Origin of the sequence: Salinicola sp. MIT1003, from assembly GCF_001858555.1 — a bacterium.
GTDB lineage: Bacteria > Pseudomonadota > Gammaproteobacteria > Pseudomonadales > Halomonadaceae > Salinicola > Salinicola salarius.
In genome coordinates, this window is the sequence record NZ_MCAP01000044.1 from 124728 (window position 1) to 149840 (window position 25113).

Consider the following 25113-nt stretch of genomic DNA (forward strand, 5'->3'; position numbering starts at 1 on the left):
AGCGCTCCCGCCTCGAAAACGACGGGTTATAGTGGATCCGTATTGTTAGCAGACGCCAGCCCCGAGCGTCCAGCGCCATCGGCAGCGATAAGCGCTTGCCCTATACTATCGGCCGAGCGAATGCCTCGAACTTCCTTTCAGCCTGCCGGAACCGACATGACTCAGGACGATCTCAAGCGCGCCGTCGCTGCCGCTGCCCTCGAAGACATCGACAACCTTCTGACGCCCGACGCAGTGATCGGCGTGGGCACGGGCTCCACGGCCAATCACTTCATCGATCTGCTGGCGACGCGTCGGCACGATTTTCGCGGCGCAGTAGCCAGCTCGGAAGCGACCGCCACGCGGCTGAAGTCCCACGGCATCGACGTGCTGGAGCTCAATCATGTCGGTACGGTGCCGGTCTATGTCGATGGCGCCGACGAGATCGACGCCAGGCTGCGCATGATCAAGGGCGGCGGCGCGGCGCTGACGCGCGAGAAGATCGTCGCCGCCTGCGCCGAACGCTTCATCTGCATCGCCGATGCCAGCAAGCGGGTCGAAGTGCTGGGCGGATTCCCGCTGCCGATCGAAGTCATTCCCATGGCGCGCTCCTACGTTGCCCGCGAGATGGTCAAGCTGGGCATCACCCCGGTCTATCGCGACGGCGTGCTGACCGACAACGGCAACCGCATTCTCGACGGCTACGACAAGCTGTTCGACGAGCCGGAAGCGATGGAAACGGCGCTGGACGCCATCGTCGGCGTGGTCACCAACGGCCTGTTCGCCCGCCGCCCGGCCGACGTGCTGCTGCTCGGTGGCGCAAACGGTGTCGAGCGCTTCACCCGCTGAGACCACCGGGCCCCTGGCCGAGCGCGTTGTTAGGTCTAAACGACACAGGATCAACGCGGCACAGAATCACAGCGGCACAGAATCAAAGCCGCACGGGATCAAATTATGGCCCTCCCGGCCGATATACTGGCGACGGCCAGTATCCTCGTGCTCCGGCAGCCCTGTTTTGACCGACCTTGTGTTGACCGCCCGGTCTCGACCAGGCCCGGCTCGGGACTCGATCCGGGGCGTGGCGTTCGAATACTGGCTCCGTCGTCCTGGCCATCGTCGATATCGATGGCGTGACTGCCTGAGGGGCCTGGTCCTTCAGGCCCGACTTCGATCAGAGGACCCCCATATGACGACCGCCAAACTCGGCTCGGTAGCCGACATCATGAGCCACAATGTCGTGACATTGCGTATGGAACAAACGCTTTTCGACGGCAATGAGTTGATGCGGGAGCACAAGATACGTCATGTGCCGGTGCTGGATGAACAGGGCCATCTGGCAGGCTTGCTCGACCAGAAGGTCGTATTGCGGGAAGCCTTGCGGATTGCCAATGACCATGGCACGCACCGCCTGGACCATTACCTCAAGCAGGTGCCGCTTGCGGATGTCATCCATCAGGATTTTCTGACACTGCCCATCGATACGCCTCTCATCGAGGCAGGACAGCGACTGCTTTCCCATAGACAGGGCGCCCTGCCTGTCGTCGACGACGGCCGCCTGGTCGGTATCCTGTCCTCGGTGGACTTCGTCCGCCTGGCCGTGAACCTGCTCGAAGCGTGATAGCCTTTCGCGCGTGAGCGTCGGGCAGCCGCGAGTCCGGATAGCTGCCCTATGGTTGCCCTAGAGCCGATTGGGGCAGTCGATACCTTCGGCGAAGGCGACCAGGTTGGCGCAGGTCACCTGCGCGATCTCGCGCAGCGCCTCGACGGTAAAGAAACCCTGGTGGCCGGTGATCAGCACGTTGGGAAAACTCGTCAGGCGGGCGAAGATATCGTCGTCGATGATCTCCGCCGAATGATCGCGGAAGAACAGCTCGCTCTCCTGCTCGTAGACATCGATCGCCAGCGCGCCCAGCTGACGCGACTTGAGCGCAGCAATCACCGCCAGCGTGTCGATCAGCGCCCCGCGCGAGGTATTGACCAGCATCGCGCCGGGCTTCATCACCGCCAGCGCATCGGCGTCGATCAAGTGATGCGTCTGCTCGGTCAGCGGGCAGTGCAGCGAGACGATATCGGAGCGGGCCAGCAGGGCCTCCAGCGGCACCATCTCCCCGTAGGCAGGAAAGGCATCGCTCGGATAGGGATCGTAGCCCAGCACCTCGCAGCCGAGCCCCTTGAGAATGCGCGCCATGCACAGGCCGATGCGACCGGTGCCGACCACGCCCGCCGTCTTGCCGTGGAGCGTTACACCCAGCAGGCCATCGAGGGCGAAATTGCCCTCGCGCACGCGATTGAATGCCCGGTGGGTCTTGCGGTTCAGCGTCATGATCATCGCCAGCGCGTGCTCGGCCACCGCTTCCGGCGAGTAGGCCGGCACGCGCGCCACGAACAGGCCAAGCCGATGAGCGGCATCGAGATCGACATTGTTGAAGCCGGCGCAGCGCAGCACGATGGCCCGGATGCCCAGCGCGGCCAGTGCTTCGATCACCTCGGCATCGAGGCAGTCGTTGACGAACACGCAGACGGCATCGCTGCCTTCCGCCAGCGCCACGGTGCCGGCCTCGAGGCTGGCCGTCTGATAGAGCCACTCGAAGCCGGCATCGGCAAACCGGGACTCTCGGATCTCGTCGAAGAAGCGACGATCGTAGGGCTGGGCACTGTAGACCGTAATTCGCATCACATCACACTCGCAGCGGCAGGAATCTTTCCCTAGGGTCGGTTGGCGTTTCACGTGCAGCAACGCGGTTTGCGCTGGAACGTCAACAGACTCTAGCGTAGCGAATTCCCGCATCGCCACCAGAGACCAGTCGCCGCACCCACAGGAGATATCGTGACCCTGCCGATCATCCACCACCCCGGTTACAGCTGCGAATGGCCCGAGCGTCACCCGTTCCCGATGGCGAAGTTCCGCGCCCTGCGAGAGCGCCTGTCGACGCTGGGGTTCGATGCTCTCGACGAGGTTCGCTGGATGACGCCGCGCCCGGCGAGTAGCAAGGCGCTACTGCGCACTCATACCGCAGATTACCTGCAGCGATTCTACCTGGGCGAAATCGCGACCACCCGACGCACGCCCAGCGGCTTTCCCTGGTCGCCGGCGCTGGTCGAACGCACCTTGCTGGAAGTGGGCGGCACGCTGGCCACCGTGCAGACGGCGCTGGAAACCGGCCTGGCGCTCAACAGCGCTGGCGGCACCCATCACGCCTATGCCGATCGTGCCAGCGGCTACTGTCTGCTCAACGACCTGGCGGTCGCGGCACATGACCTGCTGGCCGAACATCGTCTCGAGCGGATTCTGATCGTCGACTGCGATGTCCATCAGGGCGACGGCACCGCCTGGATCTTCCGCCATGAACCGAGAGTCTTCACGTTCTCGATCCATGGCGAGGCCAACTTCCCCTTCGAGAAAGTCCAGAGCGATCGCGACGTCGCGCTATCCAGGGGGACCGGCGACGACGCCTACCTGCGCTGCCTCGCCCGGGAACTCGATCCGATCCTGAGCGATTTCCGGCCGCAGTTCGTGCTGTTCGACGCCGGCGCCGACGTGCACGCCGGTGATCGGCTGGGGCATTTCTCGCTGAGTACCGAGGGGCTTTTCCGCCGGGACCGGTTCGTCCTCGCGCGGTGTCGCGACCTGGGCATTCCCGTTGCCGCCGTCATCGGCGGGGGTTACGACCGCGATCTCAAGGCACTGGCGGATCGTCACGCCCAGTTGTTTCTCGCTGCATTGACGCTGAACCCCGAGTCCAGCCGTAGCGGCGAGGGCTCAGCGGCGAACTGACCGGAAAGCACGAAGTACTTGTGCATCACCAGCAGCGAAATCGGCCGTTCGCGACGCGGATCGAGAAACTGTGCCACGTGCGCGTTGGCATTGCGCACGATCGCCTACGCTTCGTCGGGATGAGCGATGTAGTAATCCATCTTGGCTTCCAGATCGCTGCAGTCATCGGCCAGCGGCACGTAGTGGACGTAGGGCTCGAGCGTGCCTTCCCTGAACCGGGCGAAGATACATACGGGAACATCCATCAGCCAAAAGGTCCGAGCCCTGGGAAGATTGTCGCAGTCATATCTGACACGCTTCTGACGGGCCGAGCTTTTTTCTGACAGACCAAGCCTTCGGTGATTCCCCTGGATAACGTTACGAAACGTTCAGAAGTGCAGCGATCTTTGCTCGCGTTCGTGCCAGCGCACCGCGATTGGCGGCCACGACCGCTCGCCCCGCTTCGCCCAGCTCGTGTCGACGCGCGTCGTCGCTCAGCAGGGCCACGAGGATCTCTCCCAGCGTCTGGCCGTTTTCGACCTGAACTCGCGCATCGCTCTGCGCCAGGGTATCGGCGATCTCGCGCAGGTTGTCCAGATGGGGGCCGCTGACCACGGCAACGCCCAGCGCCGCCGGCTCGAGCAGGTTATGCCCGCCGATCGGCGAGAGCGATCCGCCCACGAAGGCCACATCCGCGCAGCCGTAGAGCTCCATCAGATCGCCCATGGTGTCGCCCAGCAGCAGGGTCGTCGAAGCGGTCAGCGCAGGGCCGGCGCTCAGACGCTGCACCCGCTCGCCCGCCTTAAGACAGTGAGCATTCACTTCGTCGAAACGCTGCGGATGGCGTGGCACCAGGATCAACAGCGCGTCCGGGAAGCGGCGCCTGAGCGCGGCGTGGGCGATCAACACCTGATCCTCCTCGCCCGGATGGGTGGAGCCCGCGATCCAGACCGGCCGCGGCCCCCAGCTTGCCCGCAATTGCCGGCTGGCCTGCCGAGTCGCTTCGTCCACGTCGAGGTCGAACTTCAACGCCCCGGTGACGGCCACTCGTGCCGATGGCGCACCCAGCTCGACGAAACGAGCCGCATCCAGCGCCGACTTGGCACCGATCCAGGCGATCGTCTCGAGCATGCCTCGGCTCAGCGCGCCGAAGCGCTGGTAGAGGCGAAAGGCGCACGCACTCAAGCGACCGTTGGCGACCACCACCGGCACGTTCCGCCGTTGACAGGCCGCCAGCAGATTGGGCCAGAGCTCGGTCTCGGCGATGATCGCGAGGCGTGGATTCAACCGCGCGATGAAGCGCCGCGCGCTACCGGGAAAGTCCAGCGGGAGAAAATGGTGAGTAACTCGATCGCCGAACGTCTGGCGGACACGTTCGGCGCCCGTGGCGGTCATGGTCGTGATGACGAGGTCGTGATCCGGATGATCCTCCAGCAACGCCCGAATCAGAGGCGTTGCCGTGACGACTTCCCCCACCGAGGCCGCGTGCAGCCAGAGACGCGGGCGGCTCCCGCTGACCTGAATGAAACCCAGGCGTTCTCGGCGCCTGTGAGTGGGCGCCCACTCACGCCATACCCGCCACCATATCAGGGGTGAGAGCAGCGTGATCGTCAGCGAGTAGAGCCAGCGCGCGAGTCGCGACGATCGTCCGGAACGGGAACGCACCGCGGCTCAGCGCTCGCGGTCGAGAATGGTGTCGATCATGGTGGTGGTCGACACACCATCCTCGAAGCCCAGCACCAGCACTTCACCGCCGTTGGCGATGACCGCTTCGCCGCCGGCGATATCCTCGGGGCGATAGTCGCCGCCCTTGACCAACCGGTCCGGCAGGATCGCCTCGATCAACCGCGCCGGCGTGTCCTCGCTGAAGGGAACCACCCAGTCCACCGCCGCCAGCCCCGCCAGCACCTGGGCCCGGCGCGCCAGGGTATTGATGGGCCGCTTGGGCCCCTTGAGCCGCGCCACCGAGGCGTCGTCGTTGACCGCGACGATCAGGCGATCGCCCAGGCGCTTGGCCTGCTCCAGATACGCCACGTGGCCGGCGTGCAGGATGTCGAAGCAGCCGTTGGTCATCACCACGCGCTCGCCTCTTGCCTGAGCCGCACGCACCGCGCCGATGAGCGGCTTTTCCTCGATGACGCCGTACTCGGCGAGGCTGTCGCCGTGAAGCGCGGTGTAGAGCTCCGCCACCGAGAGCACCGCGGTGCCGGGCTTCGCCACGACCAGCCCGGCAGCAAGATTGGCCAGCATCACCGCCTCGCCGAAGCCGTGGCCGGCCGCCAGCGCCAGCCCCAGCACACCGATCACCGTATCGCCGGCACCGGTCACGTCGAAGACTTCGCGGGCATGGGTCGGCAGATGCAGCGGCGCGAGACCTTCGCGGATCAGGGTCATGCCGCGTTCGCTGCGCGTGACCAGCAGCGCTTCAAGCTCCAGTGTCGCCCGCAGCTGCTCGCCCTTCTCGGCCAGTTCGGCGTCATCGGCGCACGGCCCGACGATCGCCTCGAATTCGGTCAGGTTGGGGGTGATCACGCTGGCACCGCGATAGCGGCTGAAATCGCTGCCCTTGGGGTCGACCAGCACCCGCTTGCCGGCGGCCCGGGCGGCGGCGATCAATACCTCGACCCGGTTGAGGCTGCCTTTGCCGTAGTCGGACAGGATCACCACATCGGCATCACCCAACGCCGATTGGACCTTCTCGATCAGCGGCGTGGTATCGACATTCCACAGCGGCGACTCGAAGTCGAGACGAATGAGCTGCTGGTTGCGACTCATGACACGTAGCTTGGTGATCGTTGGCACGTCGGCGCTGCGGTGAAAGTAAGCACTCACATTGGCGGCTTCCAGCGCGCGCTCGAGATGGCCGGCATTGTCATCGTCTCCGACCACTCCGGCCAGGCTGGCCTGTCCTCCCAGGGAAGCGATGTTCAGTGCCACGTTGGCCGCCCCGCCCGGGCGATCGTCGGCGTCTTCCACCTTGACCACCGGGACCGGCGCCTCGGGAGAAATACGTGACGTGCCGCCGTGCCAATATCGATCGAGCATGACATCACCCACCACTAGCAGGCGGGCATGCTCCAGTTGCGACAGATCAATCTTCATGCGGGGGCTCCGTTACGTCTTCGGCCTGGGCAGTATCGCTCGTTGCGGCTATCAGCCGATCCAGATGCTCGACCACGTCGTCCAGCGTGATCAACGCCATGGCATCGGCGTGACGCACGCGTGTGCCCCAGCTGACGGCCTCGATGGGCTTTTTCAGATAGCGGCGAACGGCATCAGGGTACCGATTGACCACATGGTCCCGCCACAGATACGGCGCCGCACGATCCGGGTTGGTGGTGGCGTACAGTCCCAGCGTCGGTGTGCCAAGCGCATTGGCCATGTGAACCGGGCCGGAATCCGGCGCGATCACCACGCGGGCGCGATCGAGCAGGGCCAGCAAGCCTTTGAGCGAGGTGCGGCCGATGGCGTCGATGATCTCGATATCGGGACACAAGCGCCGGATCTGCTCGCCCATGTCGCGCTCCTGCGGGCTGCCGCCGCCACTCATCACGGTTCTCAGGCCATGGCGCTGCCAGGCGTGCTCGATGACCGCCGCATAGCCCTCCGCCGACCAGTTGCGGAAATTGCGCAGGCGCGGATTGGCACAAGGGCTGATGACCAGATAGGGCTGATCGCCGGTCAACTGGCGGGCCTCGTCATAGGCGGCCTTCGGCACCGGCAGCGACCAGTCGAGGCGTGTATCCTCGACGCCCAGTAGCCGTGCGAAATCCATGAAGGACTCCAGCACATGCGCCCGTGGATTCGGCGCCAGTTGGCGATGCGTGAACCAGTGCTGCCAGTCCTTGGCCCGCGCCTTGTCGTAGCCCACGCGGACATCGCACTTGAGGCCCAGCGACAGCACGCTGGCCCGCAACGCCTGCTGCATATGCAGCAGCACGTCGAAACGCACGTCCGCGAGCTGGCGCCATATCTCGCGCATGCCCTTGAACCCGGTGGATTTGTCGTACACGACGAGATCGACGCCATCGAGCCCATCCAGCAGACTGTACTCGGCCTTGCCGACGATCCAGGTGATGCGAGCCTCGGGCCACTGGCGCTGCAAGGCACGCACCGTGGGGACCAGATTGCAGACATCGCCCAGCGCGGACAGGCGCAGGATGCCGATGTGTCGAGGCTGCTCTGGCAGAGAATGCTTCATGGGGTTGACCGAATTCCCGGCGAATCAAGCGGGTATTCTAACGGAAGCGACCCCGGGTGTGACCCGCAGAATGGTGAACTAGAGTTATCATGGCGCCAGCTACCTTACCTTCGAGACATGACCTTCGAGACACGCCGCCCATGATGCAAGACGCCCCCTCGCTTTCTAATTCCCACCGTATCGCCCATCTGGTCAGCCTCAGGAATCTGGGCGGCGTCGAGCGCTATTTTTCCCGATTCTTCGACTGTTACGCGAAAGAACAGGATAGCCACGTACTGCTGCAGACCGATGGCGTGCATCCCTACCTCGATCCCTATTACTCGGGCCTAGAGAACAGGTTGCACAGCATCAAAGGAACAAGCCGCTTCAAGCGTCCCGATATCCTGGGGCTGCGGGAGCGCTACCAGAAACGGCTGCTGATGGATCTGGCCCCGAGCGCGCTACTGGTGTGGAACAAGATCTCGCGTCACCCCCTGGCGTTGCCTAGGGAGATCCCCATCTACCACTTCGAACGCGGCAGTGCATGGCTGGCCGACGACGATCCCAGCCTGCGCGCCTACATCCGCAATCTATCAGGCGTGCTCGGAATCTCGAAGGCCGCCCACCGCATCCTGCAGATCAAGTGGGGGCTCGATCCCGCCCTGCCCGCGATGACACTCAATAACGCCATCGACCTGCCGCAGCAGGCCTCGACGCACCCCGAAGGTCGATTCCGCCTGGGTTTCGCCGGCCGCTTGAAAGGATTGAAGGCGCCCATGATCGCCCTGGAGACTCTGCGAGCGCTCAAGCCGCGATATCCGGCTGCCGAACTCTGGATCGCGGGACAAGGGCCGCTTGAGCCAACGCTCAAGTTGTGGACCGAACGCTGGAAGCTGATCGATAGCGTGACGTTCTGCGGGCCCGTCGCCGACATGTCTCGCTTCTACTCTCAGCTCGACGCCTTCATGTGCCCTTCCTGGCGCGAGCCCTTTGGTAACGTCGTGCAGGAAGCCGTGGCCCACGGTCTGCCCACCGTCGTCGGCAATGCCGATGGCCTGCCGGAATCCATTCTCGATGCGCGCAATGGGGCAATTCTCGAGCCCACCCGGCCACGCCGCGTTCTGGCCCAGTATGGAGAGGCCTGCATCGCCGGCCCGCGAGAGGTCTACTCGCCCAGCCGCGACGATCTCGTCGAAGCCAAAGTGCTCGACCCTGAAGCCATTGCCGATATCCTGCTGAGATGGGCTGAAAACCCGCCATTGCGGCGTGATATCGCGCTACGTGCCCGCGAACAGGTCGCTAGAGATTACACGTTGGCGAATTATGTCGCCGAGCTGACGGCTTTCTTTGACCGTCAACTGGGCTGAATCGCTCACAACGTGTTAAATGAGGCGCGCAGCTTTTCGGTTTGCCGGCGATAGGAGTAATCGCTCACCAGTGCCGAGAGTGTCATTCCCAGCGCTTCGAGGTCCGCTGTTGTCACCAGACGCTCGAGACGATCGACCCAAGCTTTGGTGTCCCGACTTTCCAGGATCAGGTCGGCGTGGTCGGCCTCGAGCAGCTCGGCGGCACCAGTGGTGGAAGAAAGCAATACCGGCGTGCCACAGGCCATGGCCTCGAGCGAGACGCGTCCGAACTCTTCGATATGGGCCGGCAGAACGAATATGTCGAGCGCACCGTAGAGCGTCTCGACGTCATTGACCGTAGTGCGCCAGATGAAGCGTTCGGCGATGCCGGCTTGTTCAGCCTGGCGTTGATAGGGTGAAAAGTCGTCCTTGCCCACGACCAGAAAGCGGCACCGGCCGGGCAAGCGCTGATCCAGTCCGGCCGCCATCTCGACGAATCCCGCCACGTTGCGTTTGGTGAAGTTGCCGGAGGTGATCAGGCCGATCAGCCGGGTGTCGTCATCGATACCCAGTTCGCGTCGCCGCACCGGGCGTCCTGCCGTGGCCCGCTCGAGATTGAATATCTCGGGGTCGTAGCCGGGGTAGCTGATTTCGATTCGCGACTCGTCGATGCCATAGCGATCACGGAAATCATTAGCCATCATGCGCGAATTGACCGCCAAACGGCGGAACTTGCCGCCTTTCAGCACGTGATCGTGAATCGCGGCAACTTCATGGCCCGGTGGCAGATCGCGCCCGTGAATGCGCTGGCTGGCGAGATGGACGCAGTTGTGCATGTAGACGACATCGGGCGTCTCGACATCGCCATGGCTGACCAGCATGGCTGGTCGATGACGCCGACACCAAGCCTGCACCCGGCGATTGAACCAGAAGCGCCGAAAAGGCCCTTTGAACGGCCAGCGCTTCAGCCGAACCAGCTCGGCGCCGGCCGCTTCCGCCAGCTCGCGCCGGCCGCGCTCGGCCAGAATCGCCACGCGATAGCCCAGCGCTTTCAGTGCGATGGACTGTTCAAAAGCGTTGCGACTGGCGCCGGTACTCTTTTCCACCTGACGAATGGCGATCACGGCTAACGGCGCTTGCGAATCTTCAGTCACGACGGCTTCCTTGCGATGTTCGATGGGTCCCGGGCGGTGAAACGCCGACATGCGGTGACGGGGTTGCCCGGTTACAATGCGCCCCGGCGGCTCGTTGCCGTCTATTCTGTCTCTTTTCGCCGGCCCGCTACGATTCAAACGCACCAGGCCCAACGTCAAGGATCGGTCATGTCGTTATCGACCTATCATCATCGAGACGCGCATATCTTATACGATCCTGCGCGTCTCGCTCAGCCTGACCTGCCGATTCTACCTGCGTTCGGTGAAGCGTGGCTCGACCCGGATGCCTGGGCCGAACGCGGCCTGGTGGTCGGCTCGGCGCCGGGACGCGGCGCCAGCCAGTTTCTCGCGGTGGACGACCATCAGTGGGTGCTGCGGCCTTATCGCCGTGGCGGCATGGCGGCCAAGGTCAGCCAGGCCAACTATCTCTGGACGGGACTCGAGCGCACCCGCGGCTTCCGTGAAATGCGCCTGACACGCGCCCTGTTCGAACAGGGGCTGCCGGTACCGGCGCCGGTGGCAGCCATCGTGGTACGCCGCGGTATCACCTATCGCGCCGCGCTGATCACCGAGCGCCTGACAAAGAGCCAGGCATTGGCAGAGCGCCTGGCAAGTGCCTCGCCGCGGTTGCTCGCCGATGTCGGCGCCACCATTCGGCGGTTTCACGATGCCGGTCTCGACCACGTCGATCTCAATGCGCGCAATTTGCTCGTTTCAGCCGACGATAAGGTTTGGCTGATAGATTTCGACCGCTGTCGATTGCGCTCGGAAGGCGCCTGGCGCCAGCGCAATCTGTTACGGCTCAAGCGCTCTCTCCTGCGTTTCTCACCCGCCAACGCGGAACCATTTTTCACCGCCCTCGTCGATGGTTATCGGAGCGTTCCGGCGGATCACGATAAGGTTTGACCCTGCATGCAAGACACGCTGAGGCGCCGTTGGCGCAGCACCCTGCTTTTTGCCCTGTTTCAACTACCGCTCGTCTGGCTGATCGCCCTGCGTTACGTGCCCTATCTCGCGATTCCCCATGACCCCATGGGAATCGCCTATCTGATCCTGACCTGGATCGGCCACTTCGGCATGCTGGTGCTGCTTGGCTGGCTGCCGCTTGCCGTGCTGGCCGTCGTGACAAAGGCGCGCTGGCTATGGCTGCCGGCCACGCTGCTTGGTGCGCTGGGTCTGAGCGCGCTGCTGCTGGATACGGTGGTCTATGCCCAGTATCGCTTTCATGTGAACGCCTTCATGGTGTCGCTGTTCCTGAACGACAAGAACGGCGAGATCTTCAGTTTCGCCACCTCCACCTGGCTGGTGGTCGTAGGTTGCGTGGCTGTCGCCTTGGCACTCGAAGGCTGGCTTGCCCATCGTCTGATCGTGGGCAGGCGCGGCCAGCGGCTGCCGGCAGGGCTCGCCTGCGGCACGATCCTGGTGACGCTGATCGCCAGCCATGCACTGCATATCGTCGCCGACGCCCGCTATCAGCGCAGCGTGACCCAGCAGGTCGGCATCTATCCGCTGCTGTTCCCGGCCACCGCCAAAGGCTTCATGGAGAAGCACGGCTGGCTGGATCCCCGCGCGGCTCGCGCCGAACGTGCCGACATCGACACCAAGCAGGCACAGAATCTCGACTGGCCCAAGAACCCGCTCAGTTGCCAGGCCGAGGATCCGCCCAACGTCCTGGTGGTGCTGATCGACTCCTGGCGCGCCGATGAGTATGGCCCCGAGAACACGCCGAATCTCTATGCCGCACTGAACGACAGCGGTCGGCGCTACCTCGACCACTACAGTGGCGGCAATGCCACCCGTAACGGCACCATGAGCCTGTTCTACGGCCTCACCGGCAACTACTACGCCTATCTGGACGACACCCAGACGCCGCCGCTGCTGATCACCCAGTTGCAAAAGCAGGGTTATGCGCTGGGCATCTTCTCGTCGGCCAGCCTCGATGGTGTCGGCTTCGATCGCACGATCTTCTCTTCGGTCGATCCGTTGCGACTTAGTACGCCGGGGGAGTCGCCGGCGGGCCGGGACCAGAAGATGACCGAGGACTGGCTGGACTGGCTCGATCAGCAGGAACAGAAGGACGACGCTCCCTGGTTCGGCATGCTGTTCTACGACGCGCCCCATGGCTACGACGTGCCAGAGGGCGCCGACCAGCCGTATCAACCTTCGACCAACGGCATGGATTACCTCGACCTCGGTCCCGATACCGATCCAACGCCCTACTTCAATCGTCATCGCAACTCGGTCCACTACGACGACGAACTGCTCGGCCGGGTGATCGCCGATCTCAAGGCCAAGGGCGAGTGGGACGACACGATGCTGGTCGTCACTGCCGACCACGGTCAGTCGTTCAACGATTTCGGCAGAAACTACTGGGGCCACAACAGCAACTTCGCCTCGCCGCAGGTCCTCGTGCCGATGATCGTCAACGGCCCCGGCGTCGAGCCCGGCCGCGTCGAGGGCATGACCAGTCATCTCGACGTCGCGCCGATGCTGATGCGACATGCCCTGGGCTGCACCAACCCGCTCTCCGACTACGCCATGGGCAAGGATCTTCTCGCCCCCGGGATCGATCACCCCTGGGTTCAGTCCAGCAGCTACATCGATTACGGCATCATCGAGCCGGATCGCATTACCGTGGTCGACGGCACCGGGCAGTGGGATATCGTCGATCGACAGCTCAAGCCGATCGAGGACGCCGAATTCTCCCCGGCGGTGTTCGAAGCCATGCAGTGGTTCCGTCAGTTCTATCGATAGCCCTGTCAGCGCTACAATGCCCGAGGCGCTATTCGGAGCCCGATCACCGGGCGTCGCGACGAAGCGGGTCGCGACGCCCGCTGTCGTTTTCGATAGGCCTATCCATCGACGATACAGGACCGCTCATGGCCGCCATCACCGGCGTAGTGATTACGCTCAACGAAGCCGACAACATCGAGGCCTGCCTGGCCTCGCTGAAGCGGGTGTGCGATGAACTGATCGTCGTCGACTCCGGCTCCCGCGACGACACCGTGGCCCGGGCCGAGGCGTTCGGCGCCAGCGTGATTCACCAGCCCTATCTGGGCGATGGCCCGCAGAAGAACGTTGGCCCGCGTGCCGCCAGCCACCGCTGGGTGCTGTCGCTGGATGCGGACGAGCGGCTCACCGACGACGCCGTGGCGGCCATCCAGGCGCTCGATCTGGATGTCCAGGCGAACGGAGCCGGCAGCCACGACGCCTACGCGCTGCGTCGCCGCAATTTCATCGGCAGCCGCTGGATCCGCCATTGCGGCTGGTATCCGGACTACTGCATTCGGCTCTTCGATCGCGATCGCACCGAATTTTCCGACAGCCGTCAGCACGCTTCCGTCCAGGCGACGCATCCGCGACGCCTGGACGCCGATCTGGAACACTATTCGTTCGCCAATCTGGGCGAACTGTTCGGCAAGGCCAGCGGCCGCTTCTCCAATCGTGCCGCCAAGATCATGTATCTCAAGGGCAAGCGGGCCAACGCCTTCTCACCGTTTTTGCATGGCGCCAATGCCTTCGTGCGCAAATACGTTTTCCAGCGCGGTTTCCTCGGCGGGCTCGATGGCGTCTCCGTCGCGCTGTCGGCGGCGGTCAACGCCTACCTGAAATACGCCAAGCTGCTCGAATTCCAACGCGACGCGAAGGTTCGCGACGCCGAAGACTTCGACCGGATCTGGTGAGCCGATGCCACGCGAACCGCTGCATATCCGTCACGTCAATCTCGCCCGGGGCTTCCGTGGCGGCGAGCGCCAGACGTTGCTGCTGATCGAGGCACTGGCTCGAATCGACGATGAACAGGGTAGCGTGGAACAGAGCCTGGTCTGCCGGCGCGACTCGCCGATGCGCGCGGCGCTGGCCGACACGGATATCGAATTGATCGACGCCGATCATGCGCTGGCCGGCCACGCCTACCGCCCGCGCGCGAGCCTGACCCACGCTCACGAGGCCAAGGCGGTGCACTGGGCGTGGGTCGAACGTCACCTGCGCGGAACGCCGTATATTCTGACCCGGCGTGTCCCGCAGCCGGTCAAGGACAAGCGCTTCAACCGCTGGACCTATCGCGGCGCGGCGACCGCCGTGGCGATCTCCTCGGTGATCGAAACCCATCTTCGCCAGCGGGACTGGTGCCCCGTTGTCCGTATTCCCAGCGTGCTTTCCGGCCAGCCGAGCGACCCCACCGAGGTCGCGAAGCTGCGCCAACGCTTCGCCGGACGCAGGGTGATCGGCCATATCGGCGCGCTGGTGGATCGCCACAAGGGGCAGCGGGTACTGCTCGAGGCAGCGCGACAGTTGCGCGAGACGCATCCGGACGTCTGCTTCCTGTTGCTCGGCGATGGCGCCGATGGCGAAGCGCTGAAGGCCGGGAGTGCGGATCTGGATAACGTGATCTGGGAAGGCTTCCGGCCGAACGTCGGCGATTATCTCGAGATCATGACGCTGTTCGCGTTTCCTTCACGCAACGAAGGGCTCGGTTCGACGCTGCTCGATGCCATGGACCACCGCGTGCCGATCGTGGCCAGCGATGTCGACGGCATTCCGGACCTGATCGAGGACGACGTCAGCGGGCTGCTGGTGCCTCCCGGTGATGCGGAGGCGCTGGCAACGGCGCTGATGGCTCTGCTGGAAGATCCCGAGCGCAGCCGACGCCTGGCCACGGCTGCCGGACAGCGTCTCGCCGACTTCACCCCCGAGGCCATGGCCGCAGCCTATCTCGCCCTCTATCGCCGCCTCGCTGCCCGCTGATTCACCGGTTGAGCGAGGCAGCCGGTATTCGGCCTGCCCGGGCAATACTTACACAGCGGGAACGTGGCATCATGACGCCCGACAGGCCGCAGCCGAGCGGCGTCGAGATCGTTAGCGAAGTGGAGCAGAACTATGAGCAAGATTCGGGTTGGCGTCATCTGCGGCGGCAAATCGGCGGAGCATGAAGTGTCGTTGCAATCGGCCAGGAACATCGTCGATGCGCTGGATCGCGAGCGTTTCGAGGTCACGGTCATCGGCATCGACAAGCAAGGCCAGTGGCATATCAACGATGCGGCCGACTTCCTGCTCGATGCCGACGACCCTCGACGCATTGCGCTCAACCCGTCCGCCGGCGATATCGCCCTGGTGCCCGGCCGCGAGTGCCGGCAGCTGATCGCCACCGAGGCGTCTCAAGGGGCATTGAACCAGCTGGACGTGGTCTTCCCCATCGTTCACGGCACGCTGGGCGAGGATGGTTCGCTGCAGGGGCTGCTGCGCATGGCCAATCTGCCCTTCGTCGGTTCCGGCGTGCTCGGCTCGGCTGCCGGGATGGACAAGGACGTCACCAAGCGCCTGCTGCGCGATGCCGGCATCCCGGTGGCACCTTTCGTCACCCTGACCCGCCGCACGGCCGCCAGCGCCGATTTCGACGCCCTGCGCGACGAGCTGGGCACGCCGCTGTTCGTCAAGCCGGCCAACCAGGGGTCGTCGGTCGGCGTCAGCCGGGTGGAGAACGCAGCCGAGTTCCAGCAGGCGCTGGCCCTGGCCCTGGCATTCGATCACAAGGTGCTGGTCGAATCCGCCGTGGTCGGACGCGAAATCGAGTGCGCGGTGCTGGGCAACGACGCCCCCGAAGCGAGCGTCTGCGGCGAGATCGTGGTCGAGGGCGGTTTCTATTCCTACGACACCAAGTATATCGACGACGATGCAGCCAGGATCGCCGTCCCCGCCGATATCGATCCTGATGCCAGCGAGGCGATCCGCGAGCTCGCGGTGCGCACGTTCCAGGTGCTGGAATGCGCCGGCCTGGCTCGGGTCGATGTCTTCCTCACGCCGGAAGGCAAGGTCGTCGTCAACGAGATCAACACCTTGCCGGGCTTCACCCGCATCAGCATGTACCCCAAGCTGTGGCAGGCGAGCGGCATGACTTATCCGGCGCTGGTGACACGCCTGATCGAGCTCGCCATGGAACGCCATGCCGACGACCTGGCATTGCGACGTTCACGATAGCGCCGGGAACTCGTCGCTAACCTGCTTGTCTTGGATTCGTCATGATAGAGTCATAACGACTCCTCATGCGGTGCCCGGACCCGGCACCGGTAGAACACGACGTTCACGGATCGAAGCGCGTCATGACCATCTCTCGTAACACTCGACGCTGGTGTGCACTCACTTATATCGGCCTCTGCATCGGTTACGCCATCATGGTGGTCTGGGTACTGCCATGGTGGACGCCCGTCGCCATCACGCTGGGCTGGCTCGCTATCGGCTATCACTTCCGCTGGGGGCATGTCTCTCAGCGCGCCACGCAGCGCAAGGCGTGGCCATGGTCGCTGCTGCCATTGGTGCTGTGGTGGGTCTATATCTATCTCGACGACAGCTTCGGTCAACTCGACCTGGGCGCGGTGATCTTTCACCTGCAGGCCGGCATCGAGGAGAACGGCAGTACCGACCGCCAGATTGCCGGCGTGATCTACACGATGGCGGCCATCGTGATGCTGATGGCGGTGACCTGGCTGGTGCGGGCCGACCATCGCTGGCGCTTGTGGGAACGGGTCTTGAGCCTGTTTCTGCTCGCCTTCAATCCGCTGCTGTTCGGGTTGTCGCTCCGTGGCGCTTCGGCGATCGACGACGACGAGTCCTGGCTCAACGACCGTTACCAGCCACCGGAAATCGTCGCCGCGCCGCGCCAGCCGCCAAACCTGATCTATATCTACATGGAGAGCACCGAGCGCACCTACAGCGATACCCAACGCTTCGGTAACGCTTACGAGGATCTGGCGCAGCTGGGCAAGGAAGGCGTGGTCTTTCGCGGCGTCAAGCAGCTCGACAACACGGGCTGGACGATGGCCGGCATGGTCGCCAGCCAGTGCGGAGTGCCGCTGATGCCGGCGGGCCTGATGCACGATAACCAGTTCGAGCCGCTGTCGGACGTGCTCCCCGGCGTCGCCTGTCTCGGCGACCTGCTCCACGCGCGGGGTTACGACCTGACCTACATGGGCGGCGCCAGCACGAAATTTGCCGGCAAGGCGAAGTTCTATCAGGGCCACGGCTTCGATACGGCTCTGGGTCGCGACGAACTGGAAGACAAGGCCCCCGCCGGTTACCTCAACGACTGGGGGCTCTATGACGACACGCTGCTCGGCCTGGCCGAGAAGCGTATCCGGCACCTGCACGACAGCGACAAGCCCTACGCCTTCTTCGGTCTGACGCTGGCCGGACACCCACCGTTCGGCAATCCGTCGCAATCCTGTATCGACAATCAGGGCCCCTTCGACGGGACCGATATTCTCTACTCGATCAAATGTACCGGCTGGCTGGTCAGGAATTTCATCGAGCGGCTTCGATCCGAAGGGCTGCTGGACAATACGCTGGTCGTGGTGGCCAGCGATCACCTCTCGATGAAGAACTCCGCCTGGGAGGATCTGATTGCCGAGGAGCGAGAAAACACCCTGATGATGCTGGGCAACGGCCTGCGCCCCCGCGTCATCGAGCGGCCAGCCAGCATGGTGGACGTGCTGCCGACGCTACTGGAAGCGATGAACTACACCATCCCTGACCATCGGGCCGGGCTCGGGGTATCGCTGTTCTCGTCGATCCCGACGCTGGTGGAACGTTATTCGCTGGAAGAAATGAATCAGCGCATGCGCAGCGAGAATCTTCTGCAGGAGCGGCTCTGGAACGGCGTCAACTGAGCTCGTCCGCACATGGGTCCGGGTGGCGCGGCGCTGGCCACTCGATGGGCCCCAGGTCCTCGCCGGGGTCCCGCTCGCCTGGTTGAGTTTCGGGAGTAGTGTGCTGCAACGCCTCGGCGACTCGAGCCAGCGCCGTCTCCCCCCGCTCCCCTTCGACCACGCGCTCCCACCAGTGCCGGTGGACGGCACGGATGACCACAGGAATGGTCGCCAGCCCCAGGCGTTGGGCCATCGCCAGACGATGCAAGCCGCGGTTGATCTTGAGCAACCGGCCCTCGCGCGTGACGGCAACGCCCAGATCGTCTTTCCCCAGCTCGGCGTTGAAGCCTAGGGTCGCCATATCGTCGAGAAAACCGAGATAGGTTCGCAGGTAGGCCAATATCTTTTCTTCCGTATCGAGCAGAATGCCCTGTTGATAGGAAGACCAGGGATGCCCCGACTCGAGCCGCGAACGGTACTGGCGGAAGCGCTCGGTCTGGCTGAGATCGTCTCTGTGCTCGTCGAGGTCGCTGATGAAGCGATAGCGAGAGCCGCGACGCAGGTCGCCGCGACTCTGATCCCAGTCGCCGTCCCAGATGAAAGCTGAAGACGACGGGCGCTTGCCACCGACGCCCTTGGCATTGAAGTCGCGGATCAGCGCACGGGGATCGATGTGGACGATCAACGCCTGCCCCAATCTCGCTTCGATCGATCGCCGTGGCAGGCCGCGGCGCTCAGCCCACCGACAGCCTGCCTTCCCGGTGGCCCAGCGCCGAAACAGAGACTCTTCCACTGTCGCGCCAACGCTGCGCTGAAAAGCCTCTCTCAAACTCGCCTGCAAGCGCGCACGCCGGATCCCCCATTTCATGCGGGGATCGAGCAGATCGCGAAACGCCACATCCTCGACGGGCAGGCGCGGAGGAGAAGGCGAGTGGGTTTGTGAAGCGCGCGCCATGAGAGCCTACATATTCGAGTACAGGAAAGGCGGGATTATCAAACGCTGTTCTTCTTCTGTATAGCATACCACTCTCATAAGCATGCTATGCAATTAGCTGTAATGATCCCGTATCCGGCTCTTCGTGTCGACATGGCTCCGTCTAGGTCGTTGGCAAGTCGAGGAATTGCTGCATGATGCGGGTATCACGGAAACGCTCAATCAGCTCGGGATCCGCCTCGATCGATGGCGGATTCTTCATCCCTTCACGAATCTTCACGGCCAGTCCTTCTATAGAATTTTCCGCGATCAATCGGGCCTGATCATGGATCAACACGTTGCGCACGCCACCCGGGCAATCCACGGCGACACATGGCGTGCCGCAGATCATGCTTTCTGCCAGCACGATACCGAACGCTTCACTGCGCGAGCTCAACACGAAAAGCCGAGCGTGTTTCATCCAGGGGTAAGGATTGGGTCGACTGCCGACGAAATGGATGCGCTCGCGAGCGCCAAGCTCGTCGGCCAGCTGCTCGAGACTCTGCCGCCTGGGACCGTCGCCGACGATGACCAGATCTTCCTCGATATCGGCCTTCAGATAGGCACGGATCAGCCACTCCTGACGCTTGACATCGGAAAGTCGAGAGACGTGAACGATGAAGGGCCTGGCCGGCAGCTCCACCGATTCATCGGCCTGGCGGCGAATGGCATCGATGTCGCAGGGGTTCATGATGGTGGCCCAGCGTTTGGGTCGAATATCGTAGTGTCCTAGCTGACGCTCGAGCTGCTCGCGTACGGCAGGCGAGACGCACACTACCTGTTTGCCCGCATAAAGTCGTTTCAGAAGGAAGCCACTGCGCCAACCGGAGCGATGACCCGGCCATGACTCCGTAACCTGCCAGAGACGCGCGTCATGCCAAGACCAGACGGTCTCGAAGGCGCCCTGGCCTCGGACAATGATACGGTCAAAGTCTCCATGCTTACTTTCGAGCCGTTCAACAAAGTGCTTGAACAACCTGCCGCCGTACCAGCCACGCCAGACAAATCCCGATCCCGGTAATAGCGGTGCAAGAAACAGACGAGTGACAAGATCGTAGATGAATCCGATACCGGTTTTGCGAAAGGTCTTGTCGATATCCACGTGATGCACTAAGACGCCCTCGTCAGGCGCCAGGGCATCACCGCCCTTGAGCACCGTCAAGTGTACTTCGTGGCCCAGCCGCTGAAGGGCATTGGCCATGTCGATCGTGGCTCGTTCAATACCGCCAATCTTCAGTTTGCGAATAATCAGTAATATGCGTTGCTTTGACAAGACTCTTTCTCGGTTCAATTTTCCGGTTCAAGGACTTCATTCTGCACAGCAGTCACTTCCGTGCGAGGAGCCCCTGTATGAAGTCTCTGGATGATACCTGCTGAAAGTACTCACCGCTGCGGACAGCCCAGTGAAAATAGCGGTCCCGCCCCAGTGCAAAATCCTCGGCCCGCTCGAAACGCGCGAGCTTGCGTCGCCGTCGACTCACCGGTTTGCGTAGGGAAAGATCAGTCATCGCATCCAGGAGCAGCGCCTTGTGACGCTGCTCTTCCAGCGAGAGAGGTATGACGCAAGGCTGCGGCGACGCGAATACCTTGCGCCTCAGGCATCGCGGCGGTGTCCAGGCGGGCTGAAATGCCGGCCCGGGCGGCTGACGGATGTCTCGGTAATGATTGGCATACAACAGCAACCGTTGCGGCCGTACTACGCTCGCCTCCAGAGCCATCGCAACGGCCAGCGCAGCCGCCTGGTGGTCGCGATGGCTATCGAATTCCGGATCGGTCACAACCAGAGTCGTTGGCTGCCAGCGGTCGATCAGCACCGTCAGTGCAGCAATCAACGAGGCCCGTTGCCATGTCGGGGCCGTATCTCCCGGTAGTGTCAGTGTATTGAAGCGACGTGCTTGAGAAATGGGATAGGCAGGCGACAGGTCGCTACCGTGGTACACGAGATCCCATGCTCGACCATCCGGTACACCCAGCAGCACGTTGCGCTCGGCCGGAATACCGGATAACCGAGGTGTAGCGTGACTATTCCAGCTGCGCACCTCACCCTTTCTGATGATCGCTGTATCAAGCTCTGCATCCAGAGCGGAAATGTATTGCCGATCGAGTGAGTTCAAACGTTCACCGGCAGAGAGCGTCACCAGGTGCGTATGGTCCGCCAGCTGTGTATAGAGCCCGCCCGCTGCAATTTCGGCATCATCGGGATGGGGCGCCACGATTAGAAGATTGCCATCGTCCAGCAATGGCCGGGGGGCCAGAATGGCCTTGACGGCATGTGATGCCAACGACCCATGCTTCACAACCAGTTGCAAGGGTTGATACAGCAGGTCCGTGGAGAGCGGTACCGATATGGCAACCTCACCTTGGAGCGGTGTCACGGCATAACTTGTGTGCCATTCGCCTATTTGAAGCCAAACCATGGGAGACGCCAATCTCCAGCGTTGGACCTTTAACGGTAGATGTAGCGTCAGCGTCCAGTTCTCATAGCCCTCGAGATGTAATCGACAGTCGTCCGGCATCATCTCGGCTAGAGACCTCGCTCGATCCATCCTCGGTTCAAACTCGATCATCGGTCTCTACCCTGAAATCGTTGAGTCATGATCGTCGCTTAATGGCGGTATTGACCTGGATCGTTCGTGGCTCGGCAGCCTGCATATTGAGAAAACGATAATAATGGGTCACCAAACCTCCGACCACGAGGTTGAAGACGAAAACACCGGTCCAGAAGGACATGTAAGACTCGAACTGGTTAACGATTATCCAGTACACGAAAAAGACCCAGGCAAAGGCGTGGATATCCGAAGGCAGGAAGCCAGCTTTCCAGGCCAGATGACATGCCCTGGTAACCCAGATCACCAGACTCGAAATCACAAGGAAGCCCAGTAGCCCATAAGCAACCAGAATCTCAATCGGATAGTTATGCAGGTGCCCGAACTGATCCTTGACCCATTGAGGGAAATAGGATGTGTGATCCATCACTAGCGAGCGGCCATTCCCTCCCCAACCCGTTAGAGGACGCTCGGCGATCCAGTCAGTGGCCGCCAGCCAGCTATGCACTCGAATACCAATACTCGAATAGGGAAGATTGCTAACGTCACCGTGCAAGAGTGACAGAATGACACTGTGCTCTTTAAACATTCGGTCCGTCAGCGCATCACCAAATAGCAAGAACGCTAGTACTGCCAGTACTGCTGTTACTGCCACAGTCACTAGAGACGCTCGCAGCGTAGGGCGCTTTCTCTCGTACCTGCGTGCCCCCAAAAAAAGGATCAATGCCAGCAGGGGCAAAGAAATGCTTAGTGCCAGCCAAACGGCACGTGTCTGACTGAAGATCACTCCCAAGCAGAGCATGCAGAAAATTAATCCCCACAGGGCTAGCCGGTACGCAACGATACGCGCCCGAACGACGATCATGCGCCGGCAGAAAACCAACCAGCCTAGAAGCACAACACCAAAGAGCATGCCTGCATGTTGCTTGTTGCGGATACCAAAGCCGACACGTTCGCCATGGAATCCGTCGTACCAGTCTTGAAGACCACCATGCACCAGCGTTGTTGCGAGGAATGCGAGACTTGCCAGAAGCCAGATTCTCAGCGTATTGGTTGTGGAGCCGGATAGTATCCATGCCACGGGCAGAAACAAAAATATCTTGGCCAGGCGGTCGATTTCCGGATGATCGTTGACCCAGGCGGGATGCGATCCGGTCATGAAGTACCAGGACAGAATCTGGATGGCGACAGCAGCTAGCAGAATGCCCCAGACTGCGCTCTTCCTCTCCTGCTGCCCGTATGTCAACAGCAGCACAAGTCCCAGCAGCGCTGTTAGATTGCCTGCCAGATCCCCGATGGGAGAATAAAGGATCTTGAAGGCGGCATAGCAGGCGAGACAAAGCGCACTGACTAGCATGATCCATCGCGGCGACCGGCATGAGGGGTCGATAGCCCAAGGAAAGCTATGGTTGTTCACGAAAGAATACTCAAATGATCATTAGTAAGAAGGTGCGCCATCGAATCATGCGTCGATCGCGCTCGCCACGGTAGCCGGCGCCATCTGCCTCAAACAGTTGCGATGCCCCAGCGGGCAAGTACGTTCGAAACACGGTGAGCAGGAAAGACCTAGATAATGAATTTCGGCATTGTCGGTCAACGGCGGCGTGTAGATCGGCGACGACGAGCCATATAGCGCCTGGATCCGCGTGCCGACGGCTGCAGCCACGTGCATCAGCCCGGAGTCGTTGGTCACCACTTGCTCGCAGGCGGCAAGCAGGTCGACGGCATCCGCCAGTCGGGTCTTGCCGCACAGATTATGAGCGTGCTCGAGACGCTCGGTAATGACCGCACCGGCCTCGGCGTCCTTTGGCCCGCCCATGACCCAGACCGAATATCCCCTGCCGATCAGGGATTCGGCGAGTTCGCGGAAATGTTCGAGCGGCCACTGTTTGGCCGGCCCATATTCGGCCCCCGGCATCATGCCGATGGCGGGACGCTCTCCCAGACCGAGCGACTCCCGCAGCTCGTCCTGATGCCGAGAGTCGACGCTGAGCCTTGGATGGGGAAGGGCGAAGTTGCCGCGTACGGCTTCCTTGGCATCGAGCCCCAGTGCGACGAAGCGCTTGACGGTCTGATTCAGGACCGCCTTGTCGAGTTTGCGGCGGTCGTTGAGCAACAGGTAGCGCTGTTCGCCGGTGAACCCCGTCCGGCGCGGGATGCCGGCCAGAAACGGCACCAGCGCCGACTTCAGCGAACGCGGCAGCACGATGGCGTGATCGAAACGCCCCTTCAGCGAGCGTGCGACCTCGCGCCGGGTCTTCCAGCCGAACTCGCCATGTTTCACGTCCAGCGCGATGGCTTCATCGACCTCCGGCATGCGCTCGAGGATCGGTAGCGACCAGCCCGGCGCCAGCACACCAATCGTCGCGTCCGGGTGGCGTTGCTTGAGCGTGATGAACAGACTCTGCGCCATGACCATGTCGCCGACCCAGGAGGGACCGACGACGAGGATGCGCGGCCCGGCTTTGGCATTGATCGCCGTGGAATCAGCCATTCAGCCATTCCAGATAGGCGGAAACGCCCTCGCGCACTGTCTTGAACTCGGCGGTATAGCCGGCGTCGCGCAAACGTCCGATATCGGCACGGGTATAGCTCTGGTAGCGACCCTTGAGTTCGTCGGGGAAATCGATGTACTCGATCTCGCTCTTGACCCCGTGGTTGCGCGAATAGAAATCGATGGCGGTTTCGGCAATCGCCTTGAACGGCTCGGCGCGTCCGGTGCCCAGATTGAAAATGCCGGACACATCGGGGTTATCCAGGAACCACAGGTTGACGTCGACCACATCGCCCACATAGACGAAGTCGCGGCTCTGCATACCGGCGTCATAGCCATCCCAGGCGCCAAACAGCTTGGGATTTTCCCCGCGCTGCACCTGCGTATGGTGATGGTAGGCGACGCTGGCCATCTTGCCCTTGTGCTGCTCGCGCGGGCCATAGACGTTGAAGTAGCGAAAGCCCACGACCTGCGAGTCGAAATCGCCCCAGCGCGCGCGGACGTACTGGTCGAACAGCAGCTTGGAGTAGCCGTAGACATTGAGCGGTTTCTCGTGAGCCGGGTCCTCGACGAACACTTCGCTTCCCCCGTAGGTGGCGGCGGAAGACGCGTAGAGAAACGGAATGCGCTTGGCCTGGCAATACTCGAGCAGCACCTTGGAGTACTCGAAATTGTTTTCCAGCATGAAGCGGCCGTCCCACTCGGTGGTATCCGAACAGGCTCCTTCGTGGAAGATCGCCTCGATCGGCGGCAGACCACCGGTCTCGCCTCGCGTCTCACCACACAGTTCGGCCTTCACTCTCGCCAGGAAATCGTCTTTGTCGAGATAATCGCCCAGCGTGCAGTCCGCCAGATTGACGAACTTGGTGCCGTCGCTGAGATCGTCGACTACCAAGACGTCCTGGTGGCCGCGCGCGTTGAGTGCCTTGACCAGATTGGCCCCGATGAAGCCGGCCCCGCCGGTGACTACGATCATGTCGCTTTCCTCTTGTCTCGACTCGGTCGTCGAATGCAGCCGCCGCCGCTGCGGAAACCGTCGCGAACCCG

The 25113-nt window shown here is 62.6% G+C and carries 22 protein-coding genes; 10 read left to right on the forward strand and 12 right to left on the reverse strand.

Annotated elements, in window-relative coordinates:
* Nucleotides 1-156 precede the first annotated feature (156 nt).
* A complete protein-coding gene (rpiA, locus tag BC443_RS13835; RefSeq protein WP_071232416.1) occupies nucleotides 157-828 on the forward strand; it encodes a ribose-5-phosphate isomerase RpiA in 672 nt (223 codons plus the stop codon).
* Nucleotides 829-1165: 337 nt separating this feature from the next.
* Nucleotides 1166-1597: a CBS domain-containing protein gene (locus BC443_RS13840; protein ID WP_071232417.1), complete on the forward strand. Its 432-nt coding sequence runs from the start codon at nucleotides 1166-1168 to the stop codon at nucleotides 1595-1597.
* A gap of 60 nt (nucleotides 1598-1657) precedes the next feature.
* On the opposite strand, the gene BC443_RS13845 is transcribed toward BC443_RS13840, so the two are convergent.
* On the reverse strand, nucleotides 1658-2653 hold the full coding sequence (locus BC443_RS13845; RefSeq protein ID WP_071232418.1) for a 2-hydroxyacid dehydrogenase: 996 nt from the start codon (nucleotides 2651-2653) through the stop codon (nucleotides 1658-1660).
* A gap of 153 nt (nucleotides 2654-2806) precedes the next feature.
* Here BC443_RS13845 and BC443_RS13850 point away from each other — a divergent pair, with 153 nt between their 5' ends.
* The gene (locus BC443_RS13850; RefSeq protein WP_071232419.1) at nucleotides 2807-3754 is read left to right on the forward strand and encodes a histone deacetylase; all 948 of its coding nucleotides are present in this window, start codon (nucleotides 2807-2809) and stop codon (nucleotides 3752-3754) included.
* 104 nt (nucleotides 3755-3858) lie between these two features.
* Here the strand turns inward: BC443_RS13850 and BC443_RS18845 are convergent, their stop codons facing one another.
* From BC443_RS18845 to BC443_RS13865, 4 genes are all read right to left on the reverse strand, one after another.
* Nucleotides 3859-3999, reverse strand: a complete 141-nt coding sequence (locus BC443_RS18845; RefSeq protein ID WP_157957075.1) for a glycosyl transferase family 90 — start codon at nucleotides 3997-3999, stop codon at nucleotides 3859-3861.
* Between the two features lie 112 nt (nucleotides 4000-4111).
* Nucleotides 4112-5398 (reverse strand): lipid IV(A) 3-deoxy-D-manno-octulosonic acid transferase, encoded by a 1287-nt coding sequence (gene waaA, locus BC443_RS13855; RefSeq protein ID WP_071232420.1) that lies wholly within the window; start codon nucleotides 5396-5398, stop codon nucleotides 4112-4114.
* A 6-nt stretch (nucleotides 5399-5404) separates the two neighbouring features.
* Entirely contained in the window at nucleotides 5405-6835 is a 1431-nt protein-coding gene (hldE, locus tag BC443_RS13860) for a bifunctional D-glycero-beta-D-manno-heptose-7-phosphate kinase/D-glycero-beta-D-manno-heptose 1-phosphate adenylyltransferase HldE (protein ID WP_071232421.1), read from the reverse strand.
* Nucleotides 6825-7934, reverse strand: coding sequence for a glycosyltransferase family 9 protein (locus tag BC443_RS13865; RefSeq protein ID WP_071232422.1), 1110 nt, complete (start codon nucleotides 7932-7934; stop codon nucleotides 6825-6827). The genes hldE and BC443_RS13865 overlap by 11 nt, the downstream gene beginning before the upstream one ends.
* A 140-nt stretch (nucleotides 7935-8074) precedes the next feature.
* Here BC443_RS13865 and BC443_RS13870 point away from each other — a divergent pair, with 140 nt between their 5' ends.
* Nucleotides 8075-9280: a glycosyltransferase family 4 protein gene (locus BC443_RS13870; RefSeq protein ID WP_071232423.1), complete on the forward strand. Its 1206-nt coding sequence runs from the start codon at nucleotides 8075-8077 to the stop codon at nucleotides 9278-9280.
* Nucleotides 9281-9285: 5 nt separating this feature from the next.
* On the opposite strand, the gene BC443_RS13875 is transcribed toward BC443_RS13870, so the two are convergent.
* Complete coding sequence (locus BC443_RS13875) at nucleotides 9286-10413, reverse strand: glycosyltransferase family 4 protein (RefSeq protein WP_247643292.1); 1128 nt, start codon at nucleotides 10411-10413, stop codon at nucleotides 9286-9288.
* A gap of 168 nt (nucleotides 10414-10581) precedes the next feature.
* On the opposite strand from BC443_RS13875, the gene BC443_RS13880 reads away from it, so the two are divergent.
* The 6 genes from BC443_RS13880 (at nucleotide 10582) to BC443_RS13905 (ending at nucleotide 18074) form a co-directional block, all read left to right on the forward strand.
* Nucleotides 10582-11319, forward strand: coding sequence for a 3-deoxy-D-manno-octulosonic acid kinase (locus tag BC443_RS13880; protein ID WP_071232425.1), 738 nt, complete (start codon nucleotides 10582-10584; stop codon nucleotides 11317-11319).
* 6 nt (nucleotides 11320-11325) lie between these two features.
* Nucleotides 11326-13167, forward strand: coding sequence for a DUF3413 domain-containing protein (locus tag BC443_RS13885; RefSeq protein ID WP_071232426.1), 1842 nt, complete (start codon nucleotides 11326-11328; stop codon nucleotides 13165-13167).
* 125 nt (nucleotides 13168-13292) lie between these two features.
* Nucleotides 13293-14096, forward strand: a complete 804-nt coding sequence (locus tag BC443_RS13890) for a glycosyltransferase family 2 protein (RefSeq protein ID WP_071232427.1) — start codon at nucleotides 13293-13295, stop codon at nucleotides 14094-14096.
* Between the two features lie 4 nt (nucleotides 14097-14100).
* On the forward strand, nucleotides 14101-15159 hold the full coding sequence (locus tag BC443_RS13895; protein WP_071232428.1) for a glycosyltransferase: 1059 nt from the start codon (nucleotides 14101-14103) through the stop codon (nucleotides 15157-15159).
* A 132-nt stretch (nucleotides 15160-15291) separates the two neighbouring features.
* Nucleotides 15292-16389, forward strand: a complete 1098-nt coding sequence (ddlA, locus tag BC443_RS13900; protein ID WP_071232429.1) for a D-alanine--D-alanine ligase — start codon at nucleotides 15292-15294, stop codon at nucleotides 16387-16389.
* 122 nt (nucleotides 16390-16511) lie between these two features.
* Entirely contained in the window at nucleotides 16512-18074 is a 1563-nt protein-coding gene (locus BC443_RS13905; protein ID WP_071232430.1) for a sulfatase-like hydrolase/transferase, read from the forward strand.
* On the opposite strand, the gene BC443_RS13910 is transcribed toward BC443_RS13905, so the two are convergent.
* The 6 genes from BC443_RS13910 to rfaD all read right to left on the reverse strand — a co-directional run bounded on the left by BC443_RS13910 (nucleotide 18067) and on the right by rfaD (nucleotide 25042).
* Complete coding sequence (locus BC443_RS13910; protein ID WP_083387417.1) at nucleotides 18067-19008, reverse strand: hypothetical protein; 942 nt, start codon at nucleotides 19006-19008, stop codon at nucleotides 18067-18069. The two genes, BC443_RS13905 and BC443_RS13910, sit on opposite strands and share 8 nt — an antisense overlap.
* A gap of 142 nt (nucleotides 19009-19150) precedes the next feature.
* A complete protein-coding gene (locus tag BC443_RS13915; protein ID WP_348769677.1) occupies nucleotides 19151-20317 on the reverse strand; it encodes a glycosyltransferase in 1167 nt (388 codons plus the stop codon).
* Between the two features lie 34 nt (nucleotides 20318-20351).
* Nucleotides 20352-21443, reverse strand: a complete 1092-nt coding sequence (locus BC443_RS13920; RefSeq protein WP_170835887.1) for a PIG-L family deacetylase — start codon at nucleotides 21441-21443, stop codon at nucleotides 20352-20354.
* 175 nt (nucleotides 21444-21618) lie between these two features.
* The gene (locus BC443_RS13925) at nucleotides 21619-22929 is read right to left on the reverse strand and encodes an O-antigen ligase family protein (RefSeq protein WP_071232432.1); all 1311 of its coding nucleotides are present in this window, start codon (nucleotides 22927-22929) and stop codon (nucleotides 21619-21621) included.
* A gap of 105 nt (nucleotides 22930-23034) precedes the next feature.
* Nucleotides 23035-24066 (reverse strand): lipopolysaccharide heptosyltransferase II, encoded by a 1032-nt coding sequence (gene waaF, locus BC443_RS13930; RefSeq protein WP_071232433.1) that lies wholly within the window; start codon nucleotides 24064-24066, stop codon nucleotides 23035-23037.
* Nucleotides 24059-25042 (reverse strand): ADP-glyceromanno-heptose 6-epimerase, encoded by a 984-nt coding sequence (rfaD, locus tag BC443_RS13935; RefSeq protein WP_071232434.1) that lies wholly within the window; start codon nucleotides 25040-25042, stop codon nucleotides 24059-24061. Before rfaD ends, waaF begins: the two co-directional genes overlap by 8 nt.
* Between the last annotated feature and the right edge of the window lie 71 nt (nucleotides 25043-25113).

What these genes read in the sequence shown, in the direction of transcription:
- rpiA (WP_071232416.1), top strand. Translation starts at nt 157, where the DNA reads ATGACTCAGGACGATCTCAAGCGCGCCGTCGCTGCCGCTGCCCTCGAA.
- BC443_RS13845 (WP_071232418.1), bottom strand. Translation starts at nt 2,653, where the DNA reads ATGCGAATTACGGTCTACAGTGCCCAGCCCTACGATCGTCGCTTCTTC.
- hldE (WP_071232421.1), bottom strand. Translation starts at nt 6,835, where the DNA reads ATGAAGATTGATCTGTCGCAACTGGAGCATGCCCGCCTGCTAGTGGTG.
- ddlA (WP_071232429.1), top strand. Translation starts at nt 15,292, where the DNA reads ATGAGCAAGATTCGGGTTGGCGTCATCTGCGGCGGCAAATCGGCGGAG.
- waaF (WP_071232433.1), bottom strand. Translation starts at nt 24,066, where the DNA reads ATGGCTGATTCCACGGCGATCAATGCCAAAGCCGGGCCGCGCATCCTC.
- BC443_RS18845 (WP_157957075.1), bottom strand. Translation starts at nt 3,999, where the DNA reads ATGGATGTTCCCGTATGTATCTTCGCCCGGTTCAGGGAAGGCACGCTC.
- BC443_RS13840 (WP_071232417.1), top strand. Translation starts at nt 1,166, where the DNA reads ATGACGACCGCCAAACTCGGCTCGGTAGCCGACATCATGAGCCACAAT.
- BC443_RS13910 (WP_083387417.1), bottom strand. Translation starts at nt 19,008, where the DNA reads ATGGCGCGCGCTTCACAAACCCACTCGCCTTCTCCTCCGCGCCTGCCC.
- rfaD (WP_071232434.1), bottom strand. Translation starts at nt 25,042, where the DNA reads ATGATCGTAGTCACCGGCGGGGCCGGCTTCATCGGGGCCAATCTGGTC.
- BC443_RS13880 (WP_071232425.1), top strand. Translation starts at nt 10,582, where the DNA reads ATGTCGTTATCGACCTATCATCATCGAGACGCGCATATCTTATACGAT.
- BC443_RS13905 (WP_071232430.1), top strand. Translation starts at nt 16,512, where the DNA reads ATGACCATCTCTCGTAACACTCGACGCTGGTGTGCACTCACTTATATC.
- BC443_RS13885 (WP_071232426.1), top strand. Translation starts at nt 11,326, where the DNA reads ATGCAAGACACGCTGAGGCGCCGTTGGCGCAGCACCCTGCTTTTTGCC.
- BC443_RS13890 (WP_071232427.1), top strand. Translation starts at nt 13,293, where the DNA reads ATGGCCGCCATCACCGGCGTAGTGATTACGCTCAACGAAGCCGACAAC.
- BC443_RS13895 (WP_071232428.1), top strand. Translation starts at nt 14,101, where the DNA reads ATGCCACGCGAACCGCTGCATATCCGTCACGTCAATCTCGCCCGGGGC.
- BC443_RS13870 (WP_071232423.1), top strand. Translation starts at nt 8,075, where the DNA reads ATGATGCAAGACGCCCCCTCGCTTTCTAATTCCCACCGTATCGCCCAT.
- BC443_RS13865 (WP_071232422.1), bottom strand. Translation starts at nt 7,934, where the DNA reads ATGAAGCATTCTCTGCCAGAGCAGCCTCGACACATCGGCATCCTGCGC.
- BC443_RS13920 (WP_170835887.1), bottom strand. Translation starts at nt 21,443, where the DNA reads ATGGTTTGGCTTCAAATAGGCGAATGGCACACAAGTTATGCCGTGACA.
- BC443_RS13925 (WP_071232432.1), bottom strand. Translation starts at nt 22,929, where the DNA reads ATGCTAGTCAGTGCGCTTTGTCTCGCCTGCTATGCCGCCTTCAAGATC.